Source organism: Paenibacillus arenosi, from assembly GCF_014841135.1.
Lineage (GTDB): Bacteria > Bacillota > Bacilli > Paenibacillales > Paenibacillaceae > Paenibacillus_B > Paenibacillus_B arenosi.
Window position 1 is genome coordinate 59,958 of sequence record NZ_JACYTN010000020.1, and the last position, 18,980, is coordinate 78,937.

Here is an 18,980-nt window from a genome sequence, read left to right on the forward strand (position 1 = left end):
CATGAATGTTACAGGGAGGAAACAGGCCCTTTGTCATACAAGGAAGATCCATTCCTTCGTGTGCCGAAGGGTTATGCTTGTTTATACATAAAGCAGCAGTTCGAATAAGTAAATCAGCATAAAGGATAAAATATAGGAAATAATAGGGTTGACAATATAGGGGTGGGGGGTATATTATTTGATTATCGAAGCAAGCGCAAGTTGTTGTTCGAGCAGAATGGAAGGCTGCTATGGATAGCAATTTTAATCAACATAATCCTATTATTTAAACTGGAGGGATAACAATGTCGGAGCAATCGGCTAGTTTGAAGCAAACCTCGCTGCAAATATCAGGTATGACCTGCGCAGCATGTGCGAACCGTATTGAAAAAGGATTGAAGAAGTTAGATGGCGTCACTGATGCGAATGTAAACTTTGCTTTGGAACGTGCCTCTGTTACTTATCAAGCTGATCAAGTGCAAATGGAACAGTTGGAGAAGGCAGTTGAGAAACTAGGTTACAAGACGGTAAAAGAAAACGTTGATCTTGCAATAACAGGCATGACGTGCGCGGCTTGTGCCACGAGAATTGAAAAAGGGTTAAATAAGCTTCCTGGTGTAACAAATGCTTCTGTTAATTTTGCGCTGGAGACAGCTCATGTAGAGTTTAACGGTGCGGAAGTAACGATTGATAACATTCAGGGCAAGGTTGCGCAGCTCGGATACAAAGCGCATCGCAAGTCGGATGAGGATACCCAAGAGGGGTATCGTGAGAAGGAAATTAAGACGCAAAAAATTAAATTTATCGTGTCTGCTATCGTTTCTTTCCCGCTCCTATGGGCGATGGTAAGCCATTTCTCCTTTACTTCGTTTATTTGGCTCCCTGAAATATTTATGAACCCTTGGTTCCAATTCGCGTTGGCAACGCCGGTTCAATTTATTATCGGGTGGCAGTTCTACGTTGGCGCTTATAAGGCTTTGCGCAATAAGAGTGCTAATATGGATGTACTCGTCGCATTAGGTACGTCAGCTGCTTATTTCTACAGTTTGTATTTATCGTTTGAATGGTCTACATCAGCTCATCAGGGACACGCACCTGCCCTTTATTATGAAACGAGTGCTGTATTGATTACGTTGATTATTTTAGGGAAATTGTTTGAAATGGTTGCCAAAGGTCGTTCTTCGCAAGCGATCAAAAAATTAATGGGATTGCAGTCGAAAACAGCTCTTGTCATAAGAGATGGTCAAGAAATAACGATTCCAACTGATGAAGTTGTCATTGATGATATTGTCGTCGTTAAGCCAGGCGAGAAAGTAGCGGTTGATGGTGTTGTCGTAGCTGGTACTTCATCCATTGATGAGTCGATGCTGACGGGAGAAAGTATTCCGGTTGAGAAAAAAGTCGGCGATGAGGTCATCGGAGCTACCATTAATAAAAATGGTGTCCTTCGTATTCGTGCAACAAAGGTAGGTAAAGAAACGGCACTTGCTCAAATTATTAAAGTAGTAGAAGAGGCGCAAGGTTCCAAAGCTCCGATTCAACGTGTAGCGGATCAAATTTCAGGTATTTTTGTTCCGATTGTTGTCGCAATAAGCGTGATTGCTTTTCTAGTATGGTTCTTCTGGGTTGCGCCGGGTGAATTCAGCACAGCTCTAGAAATTTCAATTGCTATACTCGTTATTGCTTGTCCATGTGCATTAGGTTTGGCAACACCAACTTCGATTATGGCTGGTTCGGGACGCGCTGCTGAATTAGGTATTTTGTTCAAAGGTGGCGAGCACTTAGAGTCTACGCATCGTATTGAGACAGTAGTGCTGGATAAGACAGGTACAGTTACAAAAGGCCAGCCTGAGTTGACGGACGTTGTGACGGCTAATGTGGATGAAGCAACGTTCTTGCGCTTGGTAGGTTCAGCAGAAAAGAACTCGGAGCATCCGTTGGCAGAAGCAATCGTAGCAGGCATTGCTGCAAAAGGCATTGAAATGCCAGCATCCGAGCAGTTCGAAGCGATCCCGGGGTATGGTATCCGTGCGGTTGTAGAAGGCCGTGACGTATTGGTTGGTACACGTAAGCTGATGGCGAAGTACAATATCGCTTGCGAGCAAGCATTTGAACAGATGCAGCAGCTTGAAGATACAGGCAAGACAGCAATGCTTGTTGCTATCGATGGCCAATTTGCCGGTCTAGTAGCGGTAGCAGATACGATTAAAGAAACATCGCAAGAAGCGATTGCGCGTCTCAAGCAGCTCGGTCTTGAAGTAATTATGATGACGGGTGACAATGAGCGTACAGCGAGAGCAATTGCGAAGCAAGCAGGCATCGATCATGTGCTAGCCGAGGTGCTTCCAGAAGGAAAAGCGGCGGAAATTAAAAAGCTGCAAGCACAGGGTAAAAAAGTGGCTATGGTCGGTGACGGTATCAATGACGCGCCAGCATTAGCTACAGCCGACATTGGTATGGCAATCGGTACAGGTACAGATGTGGCGATGGAAGCAGCGGACGTAACGCTTATGCGTGGTGACTTAAGAAGTATTCCAGATGCGATTACGATGAGCCGTAAGACAATGCGTAACATTCGTCAGAACTTGTTCTGGGCGTTGGCTTATAATTCATTGGGTATTCCCATTGCAGCTATCGGCTTGTTGGCGCCGTGGTTGGCCGGTGCAGCGATGGCTCTAAGCTCTGTGTCTGTTGTATTAAATGCACTCCGCTTGCAGCGGGTGAAGCTGTAATAACGATACTGCCTCCATGATGGGTTTCACAATCGCCAACTGATAAAAATAGCTTGAACTATGTATACTAAGGCGAATTACGAATTACATCTTAGGAGGCAGTAACCGATGATTCTTTCAACGACTTCGTCGATTCAAGGCAAGGAGATTGCCCAGTACGTTGGCATTGTAAATGGGGAAGCGATTATGGGTGCTAACGTGGTGAGGGATATTTTTGCTTCGGTCAGAGATATTGTAGGTGGTCGTTCAGGTGCCTATGAGAGCAAGCTTAAAGAAGCACGTGATATTGCGCTTACTGAAATGAAACATCAAGCTGGCACGCGCGGTGCAAATGCAATTGTCGGCATTGATATTGATTATGAAGTGATACGTGATGGCATGCTTATGGTGGCGGCTAGTGGAACGGCTGTCGTTATCAGATAATAGATAGACAAGACAATCTTATCAAAATAAAAAAGAAGTACCGTCCGCCTTAAGTCGCTCTGGACGGCACTTCTTTTTTGTGTTATTAAAAGAGGGTGGATACGTCGCTTATCCTTCTCCCGTTTGTTTTTTGTATTGTTCCAAGACGGGAGCAATGACATCAAGATCAGGGATGGAATAATGCTTCGGCAGCCAGTGATATACTTCGTTCCATATAGAATCCTCGACAAGCAGCTCTGGCACAGATGACGCGGTCAAAAATAAATTGCTGTACAATTGACCAGGCACTCGCATAGTGGCACCCCCTTCATAAGAAATCACAGCTTTATAAGTAAAATGTCAGGGTTGGGTTGCAAAACGCAGTATCGCTATACTGGCTTCCCGGTAAGACGCTGATATAAGTGAAACATATCGTGATTGTATCGTGCCAAAGACCACTGATGCATACCGACATGTTGAGCATGCTGTCCGAGCTGAACTCTTTGCGTATCATACTGTAGCAAATGGTGCAAATGACGAAATAAAGAATCACTGTCGTTTGCAGGGACGACGACCCCTGTTGCCCCATGTTGAACCATTTCTGGTAATCCGCTCGCCGAGGAGACGATAACAGCACAGCCAGCAATTTGCGCCTCAATAACAGAGAGTGGTTGATTATCTTGCAAACTAGGCTGCACATAAATATCAGTCAATGCCATGAAGCGAGGGACGTCGGAACGAGCTCCCCAAAACACGACATCAGAGCCTAATCCGAGTGATTCGGCTTGTTGTATATACTCACTTTTGTTATCGCCTTCACCAATAAGCCAACACACCCAGTCCTGCCTAATTTGTTTTAACGTAGACAAGGCGTTAAGCAATACTTGAATCCCTTTGAGGTGAACGAAGCGGCCTGCATAGGTAATGACTTTTTTATAGGGAGGTACAACAGCCTCATTAGGCACATGCATCTGGGCGTGGAAGCGCGCCGTATCGATTCCATATGGAAATACACTTATATGGGTTTCTGGCACCTGATAATCTTGGCCTAATATTCGCTTCAGCCAGCTGGAGGCGGCCAGTGCATGATTGGCGGATAGGATGCCTCTTTTTTCTAGCGAGGAATAGTAAGTATAGAGTAGATCAAAGTTGCTGCTCGGCAAAGCATGTGAGTCGATAAGCAGCTTAATCTCGCCAAGTAGTGATCCGTGTGGGTTAACTAAGAGCGGGACATGCGGGGGCTTTACTCGAGCGATAGAGCGGGCGGAAATGGCGTCGTGCGTATGAATGAGGTCGTACTGACCTAGGTTTAGTGTAGATGCAGTGAGCTCCATAATTAAGCGATCTACTTCAGTATGATAGACGACAGCGTTGGCACTGAGGGGCGTATGATTCAAATGAGTTTCGATCAACGGTGAATAATGGGACTTGATGAAGCGGCGCTGCTGATTGACAAGATGATAGTAATGAACATTGTTGCCGAAAATGTCTACCTCATGGCCTCTAGCCCGAAGATCATGTGCTAGTCGCTCCATTAGGGGCCATACACCGCCGAGGTGGGGAATTTCCCAATATGTTGCAAGTAGTATTTTCATTCGCAACCCCCCTACTGTCATCGTTAGATGCTCTAATATATGGGGAGCGCAGCAAAGTTGTATAGGCAGTCCACCTAGATAAGCTGTGAAATGGACGGAGAATGAAATAGGAGTACGTTGCCAATCGGGTAGTGCTAGCATATCGTAATCACGATATCGCTAATGAAAGTTGAAAATAGCGAGGAGAAGATACTATGAGCGTATATTACTCGCAACAAATTGATAATGTTGAGCGGAACGGAAAAGCTCCCTATGACAAAATTACGTTGTTTGTCCGCAATCAATGCCCCCAGCAGTCAAACTTACTAGTCAGGCTTACGGCAAACGATGCCGTGTTTGCACAACATCTTCACCGATTAATGCCTGCGGGCTTCCCTAATGCTGAAGTGCAGTTATCTGATATTCGGCTTCTAGGTGGAAAAATTGTCGTTCAACTCTACACGACGATTTCGGGTCGTCATCCATTAGATATTATTCTTCGTGTGTACAACCGTAGGGGACACATCATTCATGAATGGGGAATGTTGTCATTTGCGGAGATTACAAGTTAATATGAGCAAAGGAAGCAGCAAATCAATTCATGTATCCCTCATAGGAAGGAAAGTGGCATGATGCGTATTATTGTTACCGGAGGGGCTGGATTTATCGGGTCTCACGTTGTGGAAGATTTGATATCCAATGGCCACGAAGTACATGTACTAGACAATTTTAGTACGGGCAGTCGCGATTGGCTTCACCCTTCAGCTCTTATACATGCTGGTGATATTCGCCGACGTGCTGTAGTGTCGCTTATACATTCTATACAGCCAGACGTAATTGTACATTTAGCGGCTCAAGCCGATGTGAAGCAGTCTCAGGAAAATCCGTATGACGATTTAGCTGTAAATGCAAGCGGTACGATTCGATTGTTGCAGGCTTGCACTTCTTTAAAAAACACTCACTTCATCTTTGCATCCACTTCTGCCATATATGGCGATCAATCCCATACAACGATTACCGAAAACGATTCTCTTCAACCAAGCTCATGCTATGGGTTATCCAAATGGACAGCTGAACAATACATTCGCTTATTTTCACAGCAATATGAACTTCGATCCTCCATCCTTCGATTTGCCAATGTATATGGACCTCGACAAACGCCGAAAGGGGAAGGTGGAGTCATTGCACTATTCACTGATCGTATTTTGCACAATAAGCCGCTCCTTATTCATGGAGACGGGGAGCAAACCAGGGATTTTATTTATGTAAAAGATGTGTCAGGTGCTATCCAATCTGTTGCTGAGTATCACTTGTATGATACGTTCAATGTTAGTACAGGCAAATCGGTTTCCATTAACGAGCTGAGCCTTATTTATGAACAATTGTCAGGTAGAAACATTGAGCGGCAATGGGGAGAAAAGCGAATTGGTGATATACGACATAGCTGTCTAAGTGCAAATAAGCTCCAGCAGCTTTCTACTTGGCGGCCCAGCTATTCCTTACATCAAGGGCTGGCATTAACATGGCAGTATGCTGCCGCATTTCAATCTGTCTAGCTGTATCGTATACAATAAAAAAAACTAAAAACATCCAATCCTATGGATGAAACGAACGTAGGATTGGATGTTTGTTTATTTACGCTTGTTGTGTGTGAGGACAAGCACCTGATTCACCATATTAAGAAAATCAGCTTGATATTTGCTTGGTGAAAATTGATTTTTGATATGATAAACTCCTTGTTCTCGTATAGAAGCTCGTAAAGCTTGATCGGAAATAAGTGAGCGCCCCTCTTGGACAGCCTGTTCAATGTAGCCGAAAGGATAAAATTTCCCGGTAATATTATGTGTAATAAATGCGCGTACACCATCTGAATCTGTACTGAGAACAGGGCAGCGGCAGCTCATTGCTTCAGCAACTGCATAGCCGAATCCCTCGGCTTGGGATGTAGAGAGTAGGAATCCTCCTGAGTCACCGATCATCGAATAGTAATCTGACATATGAGCGTGAGGCACACGATCACGAATCGTCAAAATATTTTGCAAGTTCAATTTTTGAATGAAGGGCTCGAATTGTTGCCGATCCTCTTCCGTATATATTGTCGAATCGTAAAACATCCATAATCGGACATTGGGCATATAATAATGCATCCAATAGCCAATTTCTAAAAAGTGCTTCCAGTTCTTATTTGCTTCTAATCTCCCTACCCAAGCAATAATAGGGTTGGGTACAGGTGGATTGTATTTATAATGAATCGTATCCGTGTTGACTACATTTGGGAAGGAGTATTGTGGGAGCCATGGACAGTACTTGCGAAACAATTGGATAAGGTGAGCTGTTTTGGGGAGATGAACACCAGCAGCGTATTGTCTTAAGTAGGGAGCCGCTTCCTTTACGGTTTGTTCTGCAAGGCTAATATGGCCGAGTCCCTGTGCTTCATAAAGAATAGGACCTCTGTATCCAAGTCTACGAAGTCGCTCCAGCATTAAATAATCTGAAGAAACGATAATAAGCTGATAACGGTGAGTACGAATAAGTTGTGAGATATCCTCGTCAAACGATGTCGTGTACATAGGAATGGAGGTCGGGTTACGGATAACGCTCCCTGGGGTCGTATAGAGGAGATGACCTTCGATGCCTACTTGTTTGAGTACTTGACAGCGCTGGCGATTGAGCGTATCAATTCCTCCGCTTGGCACATAGAACGTGAACAGAATTTTCAATCTTATTCGCCTCCAGCGATGTAGGGTGAATGCCTTCAAATGCTTGTTACCATTGTATGTATGTCAGCTCTTTCCCGTGTGGGCAAGTTGTCCTTGCTTTACAGTCATTTAGAAGCTGGTGCATGGCAGTATTGGACATCCTTTAGCGATATGCAGTTGTAAGTGATGCAGTAGTTCAATACCAACTTTTTATTAGCATTTGCAGCGTGCCTGATGAGCATGATAACAGATGGCGGCATCTTATCAATACTCATCATAAGGAGGAACACGTTCATGCGTATGAAGGCAGCGCTACTGACAATGACAGCAGCAATGGTCATGATGACAGGTTTGACGGGATGTTACAATAACGGAACAACGACAAAAGGTGCGTACCCGAATACGACGTCTAATTACCAAAATGGAATGGCTCCATATGGGACATCAGGTACAAATGGATACGGTTATCCTAATGGATATGGCACTCCATATAATACGGATGGCAATTATTATCGTAATTACAATAATTACAATCGCAATGATGGCATAAGTGGCTACGGCTACAATGGTTATAACCATGGCTATCGAAGCAACAATACGAATCGTAACATGCCGTATACGGGTCAAAACATGAGTTTGAGCCAAAAAGCGGCTGATAAGGTAGCTGCGATTCCGGGTGTTCATCGTGCTTACGTTGTACAAAGCAACGACAGTGCTTATGTCGCGGTGACAACCGCTTCTACGCATAGGAATGGTAGCGTAAATAAAGCGAACACAGGGAACAAAGCACTGTCTAAAGATTTGAAATCGAAAATTGCGCATGAAGTGAAAAAAGCGTCTCCCAACGTCAAAAATGTATATGTGTCAGAAGATCCGAACTTTGTAGATCGTATGTCTCAATATGCGGAGCATGTAAAAGCGGGCCATCCGTTCCAAGGCTTTGCGGTAGAGTTCAATGAGATGACGAGACGGATCTTCCCAACAAATGCAGGGCATGCTGTAAAATAGTATAATGTAACCTTTAACTGGGCTGTTGTCGATGAGTCGTTATCAAGAGTACAAGCTACTTTGGTAACGGAGCTCAAGACACAGCCCATTTTTTCTGTGCTCAGCACCAAGTGTAAGTGCCCTTCATACTATAACTTTGACTGTATCCCTTAACCTTGTTAAATCTACAAAAACTCGGGCAAGGAGGGGTGACACTTGAAGGGCAGCGATCACAAGAGCAAATTCCTTTTAACCAACCGTGAACGTGAAGTCTTTGAATTGCTCGTACAAGACAAGACGACCCGTGACATCGCGCAGCAGCTATTCATAAGCGAGAAAACGGTTCGAAACCACATCTCGAATGTGATGCAGAAGCTAAATGTTAAAGGTCGTTCACAAGCGGTTGTCCAGCTAATTAAGCTTGGGGAGTTAAAAATCTGATAGCAGTTCACGCCCTTATCGTTTAACCTTTGTAATCTTGCCTTTACTGTCACCTACGGTAAGCAGGAATAGAAGGTTATGGGATGAGCAAGTTCAAGCAGCTTGCATCAGATATACTTGAGCGTCCGACACAGTGCTTTACAGGTACTGGCGGGGACGCTTTATTTTTTTGTATTTCAAGTGAAAAATTTAAAAAATATATTTTTTAATTTGGTAATTTGTGTTATATTGATTTGGGGTAAACACAAAAATTTTAGCAATAAAGAGGAGCGGTTATGAAGAGAATGTGGGGTAACTTTTCAGAACGAGGCAGAGGAAAAGGTGAAAATAAGTTCTATGTAAAAACGATAGCGTTGCTTCTTGTTGTCGCTATCTTATTGCCTCATCAATATGTTATGGCATCAGGAGCTTCCTGTGGAAATGGATGCAGTACCTATGACATCGTCCTTATAGGCAGTGAAGTAGAAGGAATGATGCTGGCAAAGGCAGCGCATAAGAACGGCTTAAAAGTACTTGTACTTGATCCAAGAGAGAAGCCGGGCGGTCAGCTTATTCAGGGACAGATGCAAGTGTTGGATGAACCGAATGATAAGCGTAAACGTAGTCTCGTACAAGGTGAGATGAAGAAATTATACGATGGCTACAAATCTAAAAACATTCGTACACATGAACAATTTACAAGATATTATAATCAGCTAATTAAAGGGATACCTTTAAGAAGTGGAATTACAATTAAAAAAGTCAGCATGGGTAAAAGGGATAAGTTAAAGACGGTTGATTCAATTACATACATAGCTAAAGATAAAAAGACTTATACGGTCAAAGCGGACTATTGGGTAGAAAACACGGACCACAATGCATTGACTGGTAAATTGGGAGTTAAGCGAATTCCCGGTGTCGAAACGGTGTATAAAAGTAAAAAGCCGGATTATATGGCAGCAACGTTAATGCTTAAATTTAAAAATGTGAATTGGCCCAAACTGCATCAAGCGGTGCTCAAGGACTATCCATTAACGAATGTAGCCAAAAAGTACGGTCCAGGTACATATGTAGATTGGAATTATGCGACAGGTTTTAGTAATGTTACCGCTAAATTCAAGCCTAACGATTCTCAACTGATGCTGAGAGGGCTTAACACGACATACCAGTTAAATGGAAAAGTAATCATGAATGCCTTTTTAATATTTGATGTTGATCCAGCTAATCCAGAGTCAGTACGTAAAGCACGAGAAAAGGCAATTAAAGAAGCACCAAGAGTGCTGCAATTTTTGAAGAAAAACATCCCTGGATACGAACATGCACAATTAGATGGGTTCCCGGATTATTTATATATCCGTGATTATAATCGATTTGAAACCGACTATATCATTAATTATGAAGATGTTATGTCTGGCAAAATGTTCTGGGATAATGTAAGTATTGGCAGTTACCCTGTTGATTTGCAAGGCACGAAATCCGTCCCTAAAGGCATTACATTGGGCAAACCAGATCGTTACGGTATTCCACTTCGCTCATTTATGTTGAAGGAGTACGAGAATGTAATTGTCGCTGGAAAAAATGTTGGTGCGACTGCAACAGCATATGGAAGTGTTCGTATTATGCCAAATACAGCATTGGCAGCAGAAACAATCGGTATTATTATCGCACGTGAAGGGAAGCATAAACGTTTGAAACAATTGACCCCTTCTGATTTCAAGCGCATTCATAAATACTTGGAATATAGCTACCGTATTAAAGTGCAAAAATAAATTAATTATAAAATCCGAAAGATCTTTATTGCTACTCTCTCAGAGACTCCATCGTTCTGAAGGGTAGTAGTGAAGATCTTTTCTTTTATTTTGATACATACGTAATGAAAAAAGTGACTGTCTATTAGTATACAGTCACTTTCTATATTGAGCGGAGATTAAGTATGTATTAATCACTTTAACGGATCAACAAGATTTAAAAACCCCATGTGAGCAATTGTTCATGACAATTCATCATTTTCACCAACTGTGATTTCGGATACCCGTGCTGTTTCGTCTTCTCGCTGCACATCGAGCAAGAACAATGTACTTTGCCTTTGGCGAAGCGGCCTTCATATTTGACCTGCCATTCCAACCGAGCTGCTATTAGCTTCTTGCGTCGGATAATCCGCTTTCTTTGATGTCTAGCAAATGCTTTGTTGCGATTTTTGTTATGAGGCTTCATGCCATCACGCTCCCTTGGAAAGAGGCTCCGCCCGTAAAGGACACCAAGGGAATTAGCTATTCCTCTACAGGCAGAGCGTGAGAGCGTGTGGATATAAGAATAGAATGATAATAGGTCACCTGTTTCAATTAAAGATAGATAAAATACATATACATAAAGATTAAACTTCTTGCTACATTTGCAAGTTGTGAATATAACAATATGCAAATGATAATTACGAATATACGTTTATGTTATACGGGGCAGGGCACTTTTTGTTGCGAATTATTGAACACCATGTTTCATTTGCATATAGAAAAACCTTCAATACCACTAAGGGAGACAGGGCAGTCCCTAGTCTATTTCAAGTGGTATTGAAGGTTTTATTGTAATATAGCTCTGATCATTTAGAGTAATGCAAGAGGTGCATTATTAATGTACGTAAGCTATGCGTTTAAAATTTAACCTTTAGCCGTTCCTTTCACCCATACGTCTTTGACGTTCAGGTCACGGTCTGTTAGCACAAGGTCAGCTTGCTTGCCAACTTCGATGCTGCCCGTCACTTCATCAATGCCGATCAGTTGAGCAGGATTGATGCTCGCTAGACGGGAAGCCTCTTCAAGCGACAAGCCTACTTGGTTGATGACGAAGCGAACCGCTTCGATCATCGTCAATGTGCTGCCAGCAAGCGCTCCGCCCTCTGTAAGGCGGCATTCGCCGTCCTTCATTGTTACCGCGAGGCCGCCAAGCTCATATTGACCATCTGGCATGCCTGCAGCTGCCATTGCGTCAGTAATGAGCACAAGCTTGCCAGGTGCTTTGGCGCGAGCAAGCAGCTTGATGCAAGCTGGGTGAACGTGAATGCCGTCGGCAATAATTTCTGCCGTGATACGGTCATCTGTTAACACTGCACCTGCAACGCCAGGATCGCGATGGTGTACGCCCGTCATAGCGTTGAACGTATGCACAGCTTGATTCAAGCCTGCATTTGCAGCGACAGTCATCTCATCGTATGTTGCACCTGTATGACCAGCAGCCACGTTAATGCCGTGAGCCCGGCACCAGCGAATCGCTTCGAGCGATTCATTGCGCTCAGGCGCAAGTGTTAGCTGCTTCATAATACCAGGATGCTGCTCATGCCACTCTTGCAGCCACTCTAACTGCGGGTCCATCATATAGGCATCATTTTGAGCGCCTTTATACTTCGGATTGACGAATGGTCCTTCCAAATGTAGACCTGCCAGCTGCGCATAGGATGAGCCGTTGTTGATGTAAGACTCAACTGCAGCTACTACACTGCTAAGCGCTTCACGAGACTGTGTCATCGATGTTGCGAGCATCGCAGTCGTGCCATGTTCCATATGGAACTTTGTAATCGTATCGTAAGCTTCTGCTGTTGCATCCATGAAGTCGGCGCCAAAACCACCGTGGACATGAACATCGATGAACCCAGGCAGCAAGTAGCCGTTATCAGCGTCAATCGCATCGGATAGCCAACCTTGTTCTGCTTCTGTTAGTTGTGCTTGCGTGCCGATATAGGCAATACGTCCGTCCACGACACGTACAATTCCATTCGAAATCGTGCCATTCAACGTCACAACTTGTACATTTTTAATCGTAAAGGTTGTCTTATGCATGGAAATGTTTCGCCGCCTCTTTGTCGAGAAGTACCACAACGTTAGGATGTGTTTGCAGCAAGGATGCTGGCACTTCCGTCGTAATTGGACCCGTCAAAGCGCGGTGAACGATGTCTGCTTTTTCTGCGCCGCGAACGACAAGCATGACCATTTTCGCTTTAAGAATGGAACCTACACCCATAGTAATTGCTTGTGTAGGAACTTCGTCGATGGAGTTGAAGAAACGAGCATTCGCTTGACGAGTTTCTTCTTTCAAGTTAACGACATGCGTACCTGCATGAAGCTCTGCGTCTGGTTCATTGAAGCCGATATGACCGTTGTGGCCAAGACCGAGCAATTGAAGATCGATTGAAGCTTTAGCAAGCTGCTCATCGTAGAATTTGCTTTCTGCATCCAAGTCAGCTGCATTGCCGTTAGGTACATGTGTTTTTGCTTTATCGATATTAACATGGTTGAACAATTGCGCGTTCATGAAGGAACGGTACGTTTCTGGGTGATCAGCCGGAAGTCCGCAATATTCATCCAAGTTGTAAGATGTTACATCTTTAAAGTCAACATAGCCTTTCTCGTTCAAGCGAATTAGCTCTTGGTAAATACCGATTGGCGTGCTGCCTGTTGCTAATCCAAGAACAGCGGTAGGCTTCGTTTGGATAAGGCTTGCGAAAATACCTGCTGCGATTTGGTTCAATTCTTCGTTTGTGTTAAAAGTCATAATGTTCATTATGTCAATTACCTCCCTTTATCTTTACGGTACTTGCGTACCATGCGATACGATTGTTCTAGCATCGGAATATGGTCGTTGAATGCTTCACTGACCATAGCTGCGAACAATGTGTCAATCACGTGCAACTGAGCGATCCGAGAAGCCATATCTCCTCTGCGCATTCCTTCTTCTAATGAAGATGCGAATAAGTTAATGTCAGCCAGCTCTGCTAATCGGCTGGAACCAACCTTGGAAAGTGATATCGTCGTTGCTCCGCGCTCCTTTGCGCATTGCAGCGCTTCAATCGTCTCAGGTGTTTCCCCTGAATAGGAAATCGCGACGACAACATCTTCTTCTGTCAAATTGGCTGCTGATGTAATTTGCATATGTGGATCTTGGAATGCGGTCGCCCGCTTGCCAATCCGAATCAGCTTCTGATAGAAATCAAGGGCTACGATACCGGAAGTAGCAACCCCATATAGATCAATTTGGCGCGCTCCATTCAATGCAGTCACTGCCCGTGTTAAAGATGGTATATCCAGTAGGCGAGTAGTATCTGCGATAGAACGGATATGGTTTGCCTCGATTGCTTTGACAATATCCGCTAGCGGATTGCCTGCAATAATATCTTGATAAGTTAGCGGCGATGTCTGTTGTGCAAGATCGGCAGCAAGCTTCGTCTTAAAGTCGGGAAATCCACGAAAATGAAACGACTTGCAAAAGCGCGTCACGGTAGCTGCTGAGGTGCCAGACTGTTCTGCCAATTCTGTTATTCCCATAGTGACTACATTGCTTGGGAACTGCAAAATATACGCAGCCAGCTTGCTTTCTTGTTGATGGAACTGATCATGTCGCTGCTCAATAGCATGTAGAATACTAGACAAAGCTATCAACCTTTACAATATTGATGTAAAAATCATTTTCGTAAATGAGATCATAGGCATGAAAATTATTTTAATGAGATACCCTTAGCATATAAGACATTGTTTCAAGTTGCAATAGCTCCATACAAAGTTCATGGAAATACCAATTGTCTGTTAAATAAGCGGGGAGATGGGTTGTATTCTCTAGTGTACATTCTTGTTAGATTGTCCCTTTTATAGGTGAAACAAAATTGAATTCGAACCCCAAATTGCATATTGCATTTGTAATTGTATCCATAAATGAACCTGCGCATTTCGTTATTGATTTCAAATCGGAGGCCAAGTCGCTTTCGCCATATGTGCTGCCAAATTAATAATTAAACTAAACTAGACTCATCAAAGCGTGCTGGGTAACTGTACAGAAAGTGTACTGGGTAACTGTATAGGGTAACGGGAAGCTATCACTGTTTGTTTACATTTGAGGTGTGTCCGCATCAATGTGTAACAAGCTAAGTTCGCAAAAATGGACAAAAGTGCATTTAATTAGTCCATAAATGAGCTTAAAAGGGGAATTATCCGCAAAAATGCAGTTATTTTTGCAGCTTTAGCTCCATTAAGCCATTTATGCTGAAAATACCTGCATATTTGTCCTATTTTGTTTCTAAAAGCACAATTTTAAATAAAATAACTGCACTTTTGTCCATATCAATTAAGTAAGCTGTTAACGTTACACAGGACTTTAACGATCATCTACCCAGTGTACGTTGTTCGCGATACTGGCTAGGGGACAAGCCGAGTCTCTTTTTAAAAGTACGATGAAAATACGTATAGCTCTGAAAACCGCACATCTCCGCGATTTGTTCCAATGACATATAGCCATGCAGTATTCGTTCACATGCCATATTTAAGCGGCAATCTATGGCGTAATCCATAATCGACTTCCCTGTTGCTCCCTTAAATAAATGAGAGGCACGAGATTCGCTGAGTTGAACATGGTCTGCAACATCTTTAATCGTGAACGGATCGGCTGAAGATTGCTCAATAAACTGCTTCATTTTGAGCACAGTTCGAGGCAAACCATGTGCTTCGCTAAGTTCAGGCCCTGCTAACGTTCGTTCCATGTAGCGAAACAATACATACGTTAAATGTTCAACGATATCGTTCATGTTCGTAGGGTCTAGTCGATGCTCCATCATAATCTCTCGCCAAATGGCTAATATACGATCTTCCAAATCAATCTCAACGAGTGGTTCGTTGACGTGCTCAGCCCACCATTGCTCCACCATAGGCCCATTTATAATTAAATAGTAATCAAGACTGTGCACCTTAGTTAGCGGGATCAGCCGCTCGGGGTCGGTGTAACCAATTTTTAAGTTGTAATAATCTCCTGGTTTAAGCAGCAAAAGGCTTCCGGGCTTAATCGATCTGTCTGTTCCATCTATTGTTGTATGGCCACTTCCCTCTAGCTGCAATCGAATTAAGTAGTGTTTCATCTCTGGAATAATCAGATTATGTGCTTTGGAATGACGGGCATGTCCAGAAAATAAAACATCGATGGGTCGTGTTGTCATCGTCGGTGATTGTTCCATACCACTGCCTCATTTCATTCGTAGTCATGTACAGCGTTCGCTCTTATTACTAGTATATGCAGCAGAATTGTTCATGTATAGACTATATCCTTCATTCTCAGTCAGAGGAGGATGTGGCACAATGAAACCATTAGTAAGAAAGCGCTTTACTTCTTGTTTTGTTCATCGCTTTTTTACCGAAATAAATTCTGGTTTACGATATTACTTGTTTTAAATGGCAGGTTTGAATTTGGATCGTTGCATGATGGTTTCAAAAAAATATGTTCCAATGACGATGAGGTGGATTAGCATGCAAATTGGCTTGCAGCTGTATACCGTTCGGGAAGAAGCAGCACGTGACTTCACAGGTACGCTCGCTCGAGTAGCAGAGATGGGGTATGAGGGCGTTGAATTAGCTGGTTACGGCAACCTGAAGCCGGAGGAGCTGGCATCAACACTTAAAAGTAATGGCTTGCAGGTAGCAGGCAGTCATGTAGGTATAGAGCAGTTGGACAAACATTTAGATGAACATATCGAAATGAGCTTGGCTATTGGCAATCGGTATTTGATCTGTCCATGGTTGGATAAGGCGCAGTACGAAACGATGGATGCACTGAAACATACAGCATCTATATTGGAACAAGCAGCGGACCAAGCTGGCAAGCACGGCATCCAGATTGTATATCACAATCATGAATTTGAATTTACAACAGTAGTGGCAGGTAAGACGGTGCATGATTGGATTTTTGAGCTTGTACCAACTTCAAAATTGCTCGCGGAATTAGACGTATGCTGGATTCAATATGCAGACTTTGAACCACTCGATGTAATTGTGCAGCATGCGAAACGACTACCGCTTATTCATTATAAAGATTTGAAACGTACGCCAGAAGGCCCGCTTACCGTAGAACTCGGACAAGGTGAGCTGGACCTTGTCGCAGTTGCTCGTACCGCTGAAGAGATTGGTGTGGAATGGCTTATCGTTGAGCAGGACAACACACAGCGATGTGCCATGGAAAGCTCAGCAGCTAACTTGGCTTGGATAAGGAATCATCTCTAAGTAGCATCATTTCTAAACATGTAAACAGCGTAGGCTGTCCAAATAGGAGGAGGAATCGTTATGTCTAACGTGTATCGAATTGCGATTATTGGTTGTGGTGGTATTGCGAACGGCAAGCATATGCCATCCTTGGCTAAGCTTAAAAACGTAGAGATGGTAGCATTCTGTGACATTGAGGAAGAGCGTGCACAGGAGGCGAAAGAAAAGTACGGTACAGCGGAGGCGGTTGTAACAACAGACTATAACGAACTGCTTGCAGACAAAACCATCGATATCGTTCATGTATGTACACCAAATGATTCGCATGCTGAAATTACGATCGATTTCTTGGAAAATGGCAAGCACGTTATGTGTGAAAAGCCAATGGCGAAGACAGCAGCAGATGCGCGTCGTATGGTTGAGGCAGCAGAGCGCACAGGTATGAAATTAACTGTTGGCTATAACAATCGTTTCCGTTCAGATAGCCAGTATTTGAAGAAAGTATGTGAAGCAGGGGATCTTGGTGACATCTACTTCTCCAAAGCACATGCGATTCGTCGTCGCGCAGTGCCGACATGGGGCGTATTCCTTGACGAGGAGAAGCAAGGTGGCGGACCGTTAATCGATATCGGCACACATGCTTTGGATTTAACACTGTGGATGATGGACAACTATGAGCCAAAGGTCGTACTCGGATCATCGTTCCATAAGCTTGGCGGCCGCAAAGATGCAGCAAATGCATGGGGACCATGGGACCCAGAGAAGTTCAAAGTAGAAGATTCTGCTTTCGGTATGATTGTGATGAAAAATGGTGCGACGATCATGCTGGAATCGAGCTGGGCGCTTAATGTTACGCAAGTTGGCGAAGCGATGTGTACATTGAGCGGAACAGAAGGCGGCGCTGATATGTGGAACGGTCTGACGATCAATGGTGAGAAGCACAGCCGCTTGTACGAGCAAAAGATCGAAATGAATAGCGGCGGCGTTGCGTTCTATGATGGCGAGACGGAAAGCGCTCCTGATCTTGAAATGCGTCTATGGATCGACGCAATCGAGCATGACAAAGAGCCAGTCGTTACGCCGAAGCAAGCTTGTGTTGTTTCAGAAATTCTTGAGGCGGTATACGAATCCGCTAGCACAGGGAAAGCCGTATACTTCGAATAAATAGATCGGATCAAACAGGGATTTCAAAGGAGGAATGGCAATGAAACTGGGCGTATTTACAGTGCTGTATGGACAGCTTCCATTAGAAGAGGCATTAGATACTATTGCTGCTAAAGGTGTTGAGGCAGTCGAAATCGGAACAGGAGGATACCCAGGCAACAAGCATGCGAATCCGCATGAGCTGCTTGCGGATCGTGCAAAGTTGGAAGCTTTTCGTGAGGCGGTTGCATCCCGAGGCTTGACGATTAGCGCATTTAGCTGTCATGGCAATCCGCTTCATCCACAAGCGCCGATTGCGAAAGCGTTCCATGATGATTTCATGGCGACGATCGACTTGGCTGCAGAGCTTGGTGTACCTGTTGTAAATGGCTTCTCTGGCTGCCCTGGTGATCATGAAGGCGCGAAGTATCCGAACTGGCCGGTGGCGCCTTGGCCGAACGATTTCCAAGAAATATTGGACTGGCAGTGGTCGCAGAAAGTCATTCCTTATTGGAAAGAAGTTGGCCAATATGCGGCTGAACGCAATGTGAAAATTGGTCTGGAACTTCACGGTGGTTTCTCCGTGCATACGCCTGCTACCCTCCTCAAATTGCGTGAAGCAGTAGGTGAAGTGATTGGGGCTAACTTGGACCCGAGTCATATGTGGTGGCAAGGAATCGATCCCGTGCAAGCAATACGCATCCTAGGTCGTGAAAATGCGCTTCATCATTTCCATGCGAAAGATACGACTATCGATCCTGTGAATGTACATCGTCATGGTGTTACGGATATGCAGTCTTACTCCAACATGCTTGACCGTGCATGGCAGTTCCGGACAGTCGGTTACGGGCATGATGCGAAGACGTGGGCGGATATTATTAGTGCGCTGCGTTTAGTAGGGTACGATTATGTGATTAGCATTGAGCATGAAGATGGCTTGATGTCGATCGATGAAGGCTTTACAAAGGCCGTTCAAGCATTGCAGCCTATTTTGATGAAAGAACCGCTAGGCGAAATGTGGTGGGTGTAAGCCTCTAGCCA

General features: G+C 44.0%; 20 protein-coding genes. 12 read left to right on the forward strand and 8 right to left on the reverse strand.

Going from position 1 to position 18,980, the window contains the following annotated elements:
* Positions 1-284 precede the first annotated feature (284 nt).
* Together IFO66_RS18440 and IFO66_RS18445 are read left to right on the forward strand one after the other, a co-directional pair.
* Entirely contained in the window at positions 285-2,711 is a 2,427-nt protein-coding gene (locus IFO66_RS18440; RefSeq protein WP_192026576.1) for a heavy metal translocating P-type ATPase, read from the forward strand.
* A 108-nt stretch (positions 2,712-2,819) separates the two neighbouring features.
* Entirely contained in the window at positions 2,820-3,134 is a 315-nt protein-coding gene (locus IFO66_RS18445; protein ID WP_028594135.1) for a YbjQ family protein, read from the forward strand.
* A 108-nt stretch (positions 3,135-3,242) separates the two neighbouring features.
* Here the strand turns inward: IFO66_RS18445 and IFO66_RS18450 are convergent, their stop codons facing one another.
* Positions 3,243-3,428, reverse strand: a complete 186-nt coding sequence (locus IFO66_RS18450; protein ID WP_192026577.1) for a hypothetical protein — start codon at positions 3,426-3,428, stop codon at positions 3,243-3,245.
* A 74-nt stretch (positions 3,429-3,502) separates the two neighbouring features.
* Entirely contained in the window at positions 3,503-4,708 is a 1,206-nt protein-coding gene (locus IFO66_RS18455; RefSeq protein ID WP_192026578.1) for a glycosyltransferase family 4 protein, read from the reverse strand.
* A gap of 194 nt (positions 4,709-4,902) precedes the next feature.
* Between IFO66_RS18455 and IFO66_RS18460 the strand changes: the two genes are divergently transcribed.
* Positions 4,903-5,259: a hypothetical protein gene (locus IFO66_RS18460; protein WP_192026579.1), complete on the forward strand. Its 357-nt coding sequence runs from the start codon at positions 4,903-4,905 to the stop codon at positions 5,257-5,259.
* A gap of 57 nt (positions 5,260-5,316) precedes the next feature.
* Positions 5,317-6,243, forward strand: a complete 927-nt coding sequence (locus tag IFO66_RS18465; protein WP_225445884.1) for an NAD-dependent epimerase/dehydratase family protein — start codon at positions 5,317-5,319, stop codon at positions 6,241-6,243.
* 75 nt (positions 6,244-6,318) lie between these two features.
* Here IFO66_RS18465 and IFO66_RS18470 read toward each other — a convergent pair whose 3' ends face one another.
* Complete coding sequence (locus tag IFO66_RS18470) at positions 6,319-7,407, reverse strand: glycosyltransferase family 4 protein (RefSeq protein WP_192026580.1); 1,089 nt, start codon at positions 7,405-7,407, stop codon at positions 6,319-6,321.
* Positions 7,408-7,446: 39 nt separating this feature from the next.
* On the opposite strand from IFO66_RS18470, the gene IFO66_RS24130 reads away from it, so the two are divergent.
* From IFO66_RS24130 to IFO66_RS18485, 5 genes are all read left to right on the forward strand, one after another.
* On the forward strand, positions 7,447-7,569 hold the full coding sequence (locus IFO66_RS24130) for a hypothetical protein (RefSeq protein WP_273015646.1): 123 nt from the start codon (positions 7,447-7,449) through the stop codon (positions 7,567-7,569).
* Positions 7,570-7,680: 111 nt separating this feature from the next.
* Positions 7,681-8,394 carry a YhcN/YlaJ family sporulation lipoprotein gene (locus IFO66_RS18475; protein ID WP_192026581.1) on the forward strand — a complete coding sequence of 238 codons (714 nt, stop codon included), beginning with the start codon at positions 7,681-7,683 and terminating at the stop codon, positions 8,392-8,394.
* Positions 8,395-8,589: 195 nt separating this feature from the next.
* Positions 8,590-8,814: a helix-turn-helix domain-containing protein gene (locus IFO66_RS18480; RefSeq protein ID WP_028594140.1), complete on the forward strand. Its 225-nt coding sequence runs from the start codon at positions 8,590-8,592 to the stop codon at positions 8,812-8,814.
* Between the two features lie 83 nt (positions 8,815-8,897).
* Complete coding sequence (locus IFO66_RS24135; RefSeq protein ID WP_273015648.1) at positions 8,898-9,023, forward strand: hypothetical protein; 126 nt, start codon at positions 8,898-8,900, stop codon at positions 9,021-9,023.
* 66 nt (positions 9,024-9,089) lie between these two features.
* Positions 9,090-10,562, forward strand: a complete 1,473-nt coding sequence (locus tag IFO66_RS18485; RefSeq protein ID WP_337913368.1) for an FAD-dependent oxidoreductase — start codon at positions 9,090-9,092, stop codon at positions 10,560-10,562.
* 196 nt (positions 10,563-10,758) lie between these two features.
* Here the strand turns inward: IFO66_RS18485 and IFO66_RS18490 are convergent, their stop codons facing one another.
* The 5 genes from IFO66_RS18490 to IFO66_RS18510 form a co-directional block, all read right to left on the reverse strand.
* Positions 10,759-11,007, reverse strand: a complete 249-nt coding sequence (locus tag IFO66_RS18490; RefSeq protein ID WP_192026582.1) for a hypothetical protein — start codon at positions 11,005-11,007, stop codon at positions 10,759-10,761.
* Positions 11,008-11,447: 440 nt separating this feature from the next.
* Positions 11,448-12,623 (reverse strand): N-acetylglucosamine-6-phosphate deacetylase, encoded by a 1,176-nt coding sequence (nagA, locus tag IFO66_RS18495; RefSeq protein ID WP_192026583.1) that lies wholly within the window; start codon positions 12,621-12,623, stop codon positions 11,448-11,450.
* Positions 12,616-13,344, reverse strand: a complete 729-nt coding sequence (nagB, locus tag IFO66_RS18500) for a glucosamine-6-phosphate deaminase (protein ID WP_192026584.1) — start codon at positions 13,342-13,344, stop codon at positions 12,616-12,618. The genes nagA and nagB overlap by 8 nt, the downstream gene beginning before the upstream one ends.
* 8 nt (positions 13,345-13,352) lie before the next feature.
* Positions 13,353-14,210, reverse strand: a complete 858-nt coding sequence (locus tag IFO66_RS18505; RefSeq protein WP_192026585.1) for a MurR/RpiR family transcriptional regulator — start codon at positions 14,208-14,210, stop codon at positions 13,353-13,355.
* A gap of 725 nt (positions 14,211-14,935) precedes the next feature.
* Complete coding sequence (locus tag IFO66_RS18510) at positions 14,936-15,778, reverse strand: helix-turn-helix transcriptional regulator (protein WP_192026586.1); 843 nt, start codon at positions 15,776-15,778, stop codon at positions 14,936-14,938.
* 289 nt (positions 15,779-16,067) lie between these two features.
* On the opposite strand from IFO66_RS18510, the gene IFO66_RS18515 reads away from it, so the two are divergent.
* Genes IFO66_RS18515 through IFO66_RS18525 form a run of 3 tightly spaced genes read left to right on the forward strand, consistent with a single transcriptional unit; the run spans position 16,068 to position 18,969 of the window.
* Complete coding sequence (locus IFO66_RS18515) at positions 16,068-16,817, forward strand: sugar phosphate isomerase/epimerase family protein (RefSeq protein ID WP_192026587.1); 750 nt, start codon at positions 16,068-16,070, stop codon at positions 16,815-16,817.
* A gap of 60 nt (positions 16,818-16,877) precedes the next feature.
* Positions 16,878-17,960 carry a Gfo/Idh/MocA family protein gene (locus IFO66_RS18520; RefSeq protein ID WP_192026588.1) on the forward strand — a complete coding sequence of 361 codons (1,083 nt, stop codon included), beginning with the start codon at positions 16,878-16,880 and terminating at the stop codon, positions 17,958-17,960.
* Between the two features lie 40 nt (positions 17,961-18,000).
* Entirely contained in the window at positions 18,001-18,969 is a 969-nt protein-coding gene (locus tag IFO66_RS18525; RefSeq protein ID WP_192026589.1) for a sugar phosphate isomerase/epimerase family protein, read from the forward strand.
* The last annotated feature ends 11 nt before the right edge of the window (positions 18,970-18,980 follow it).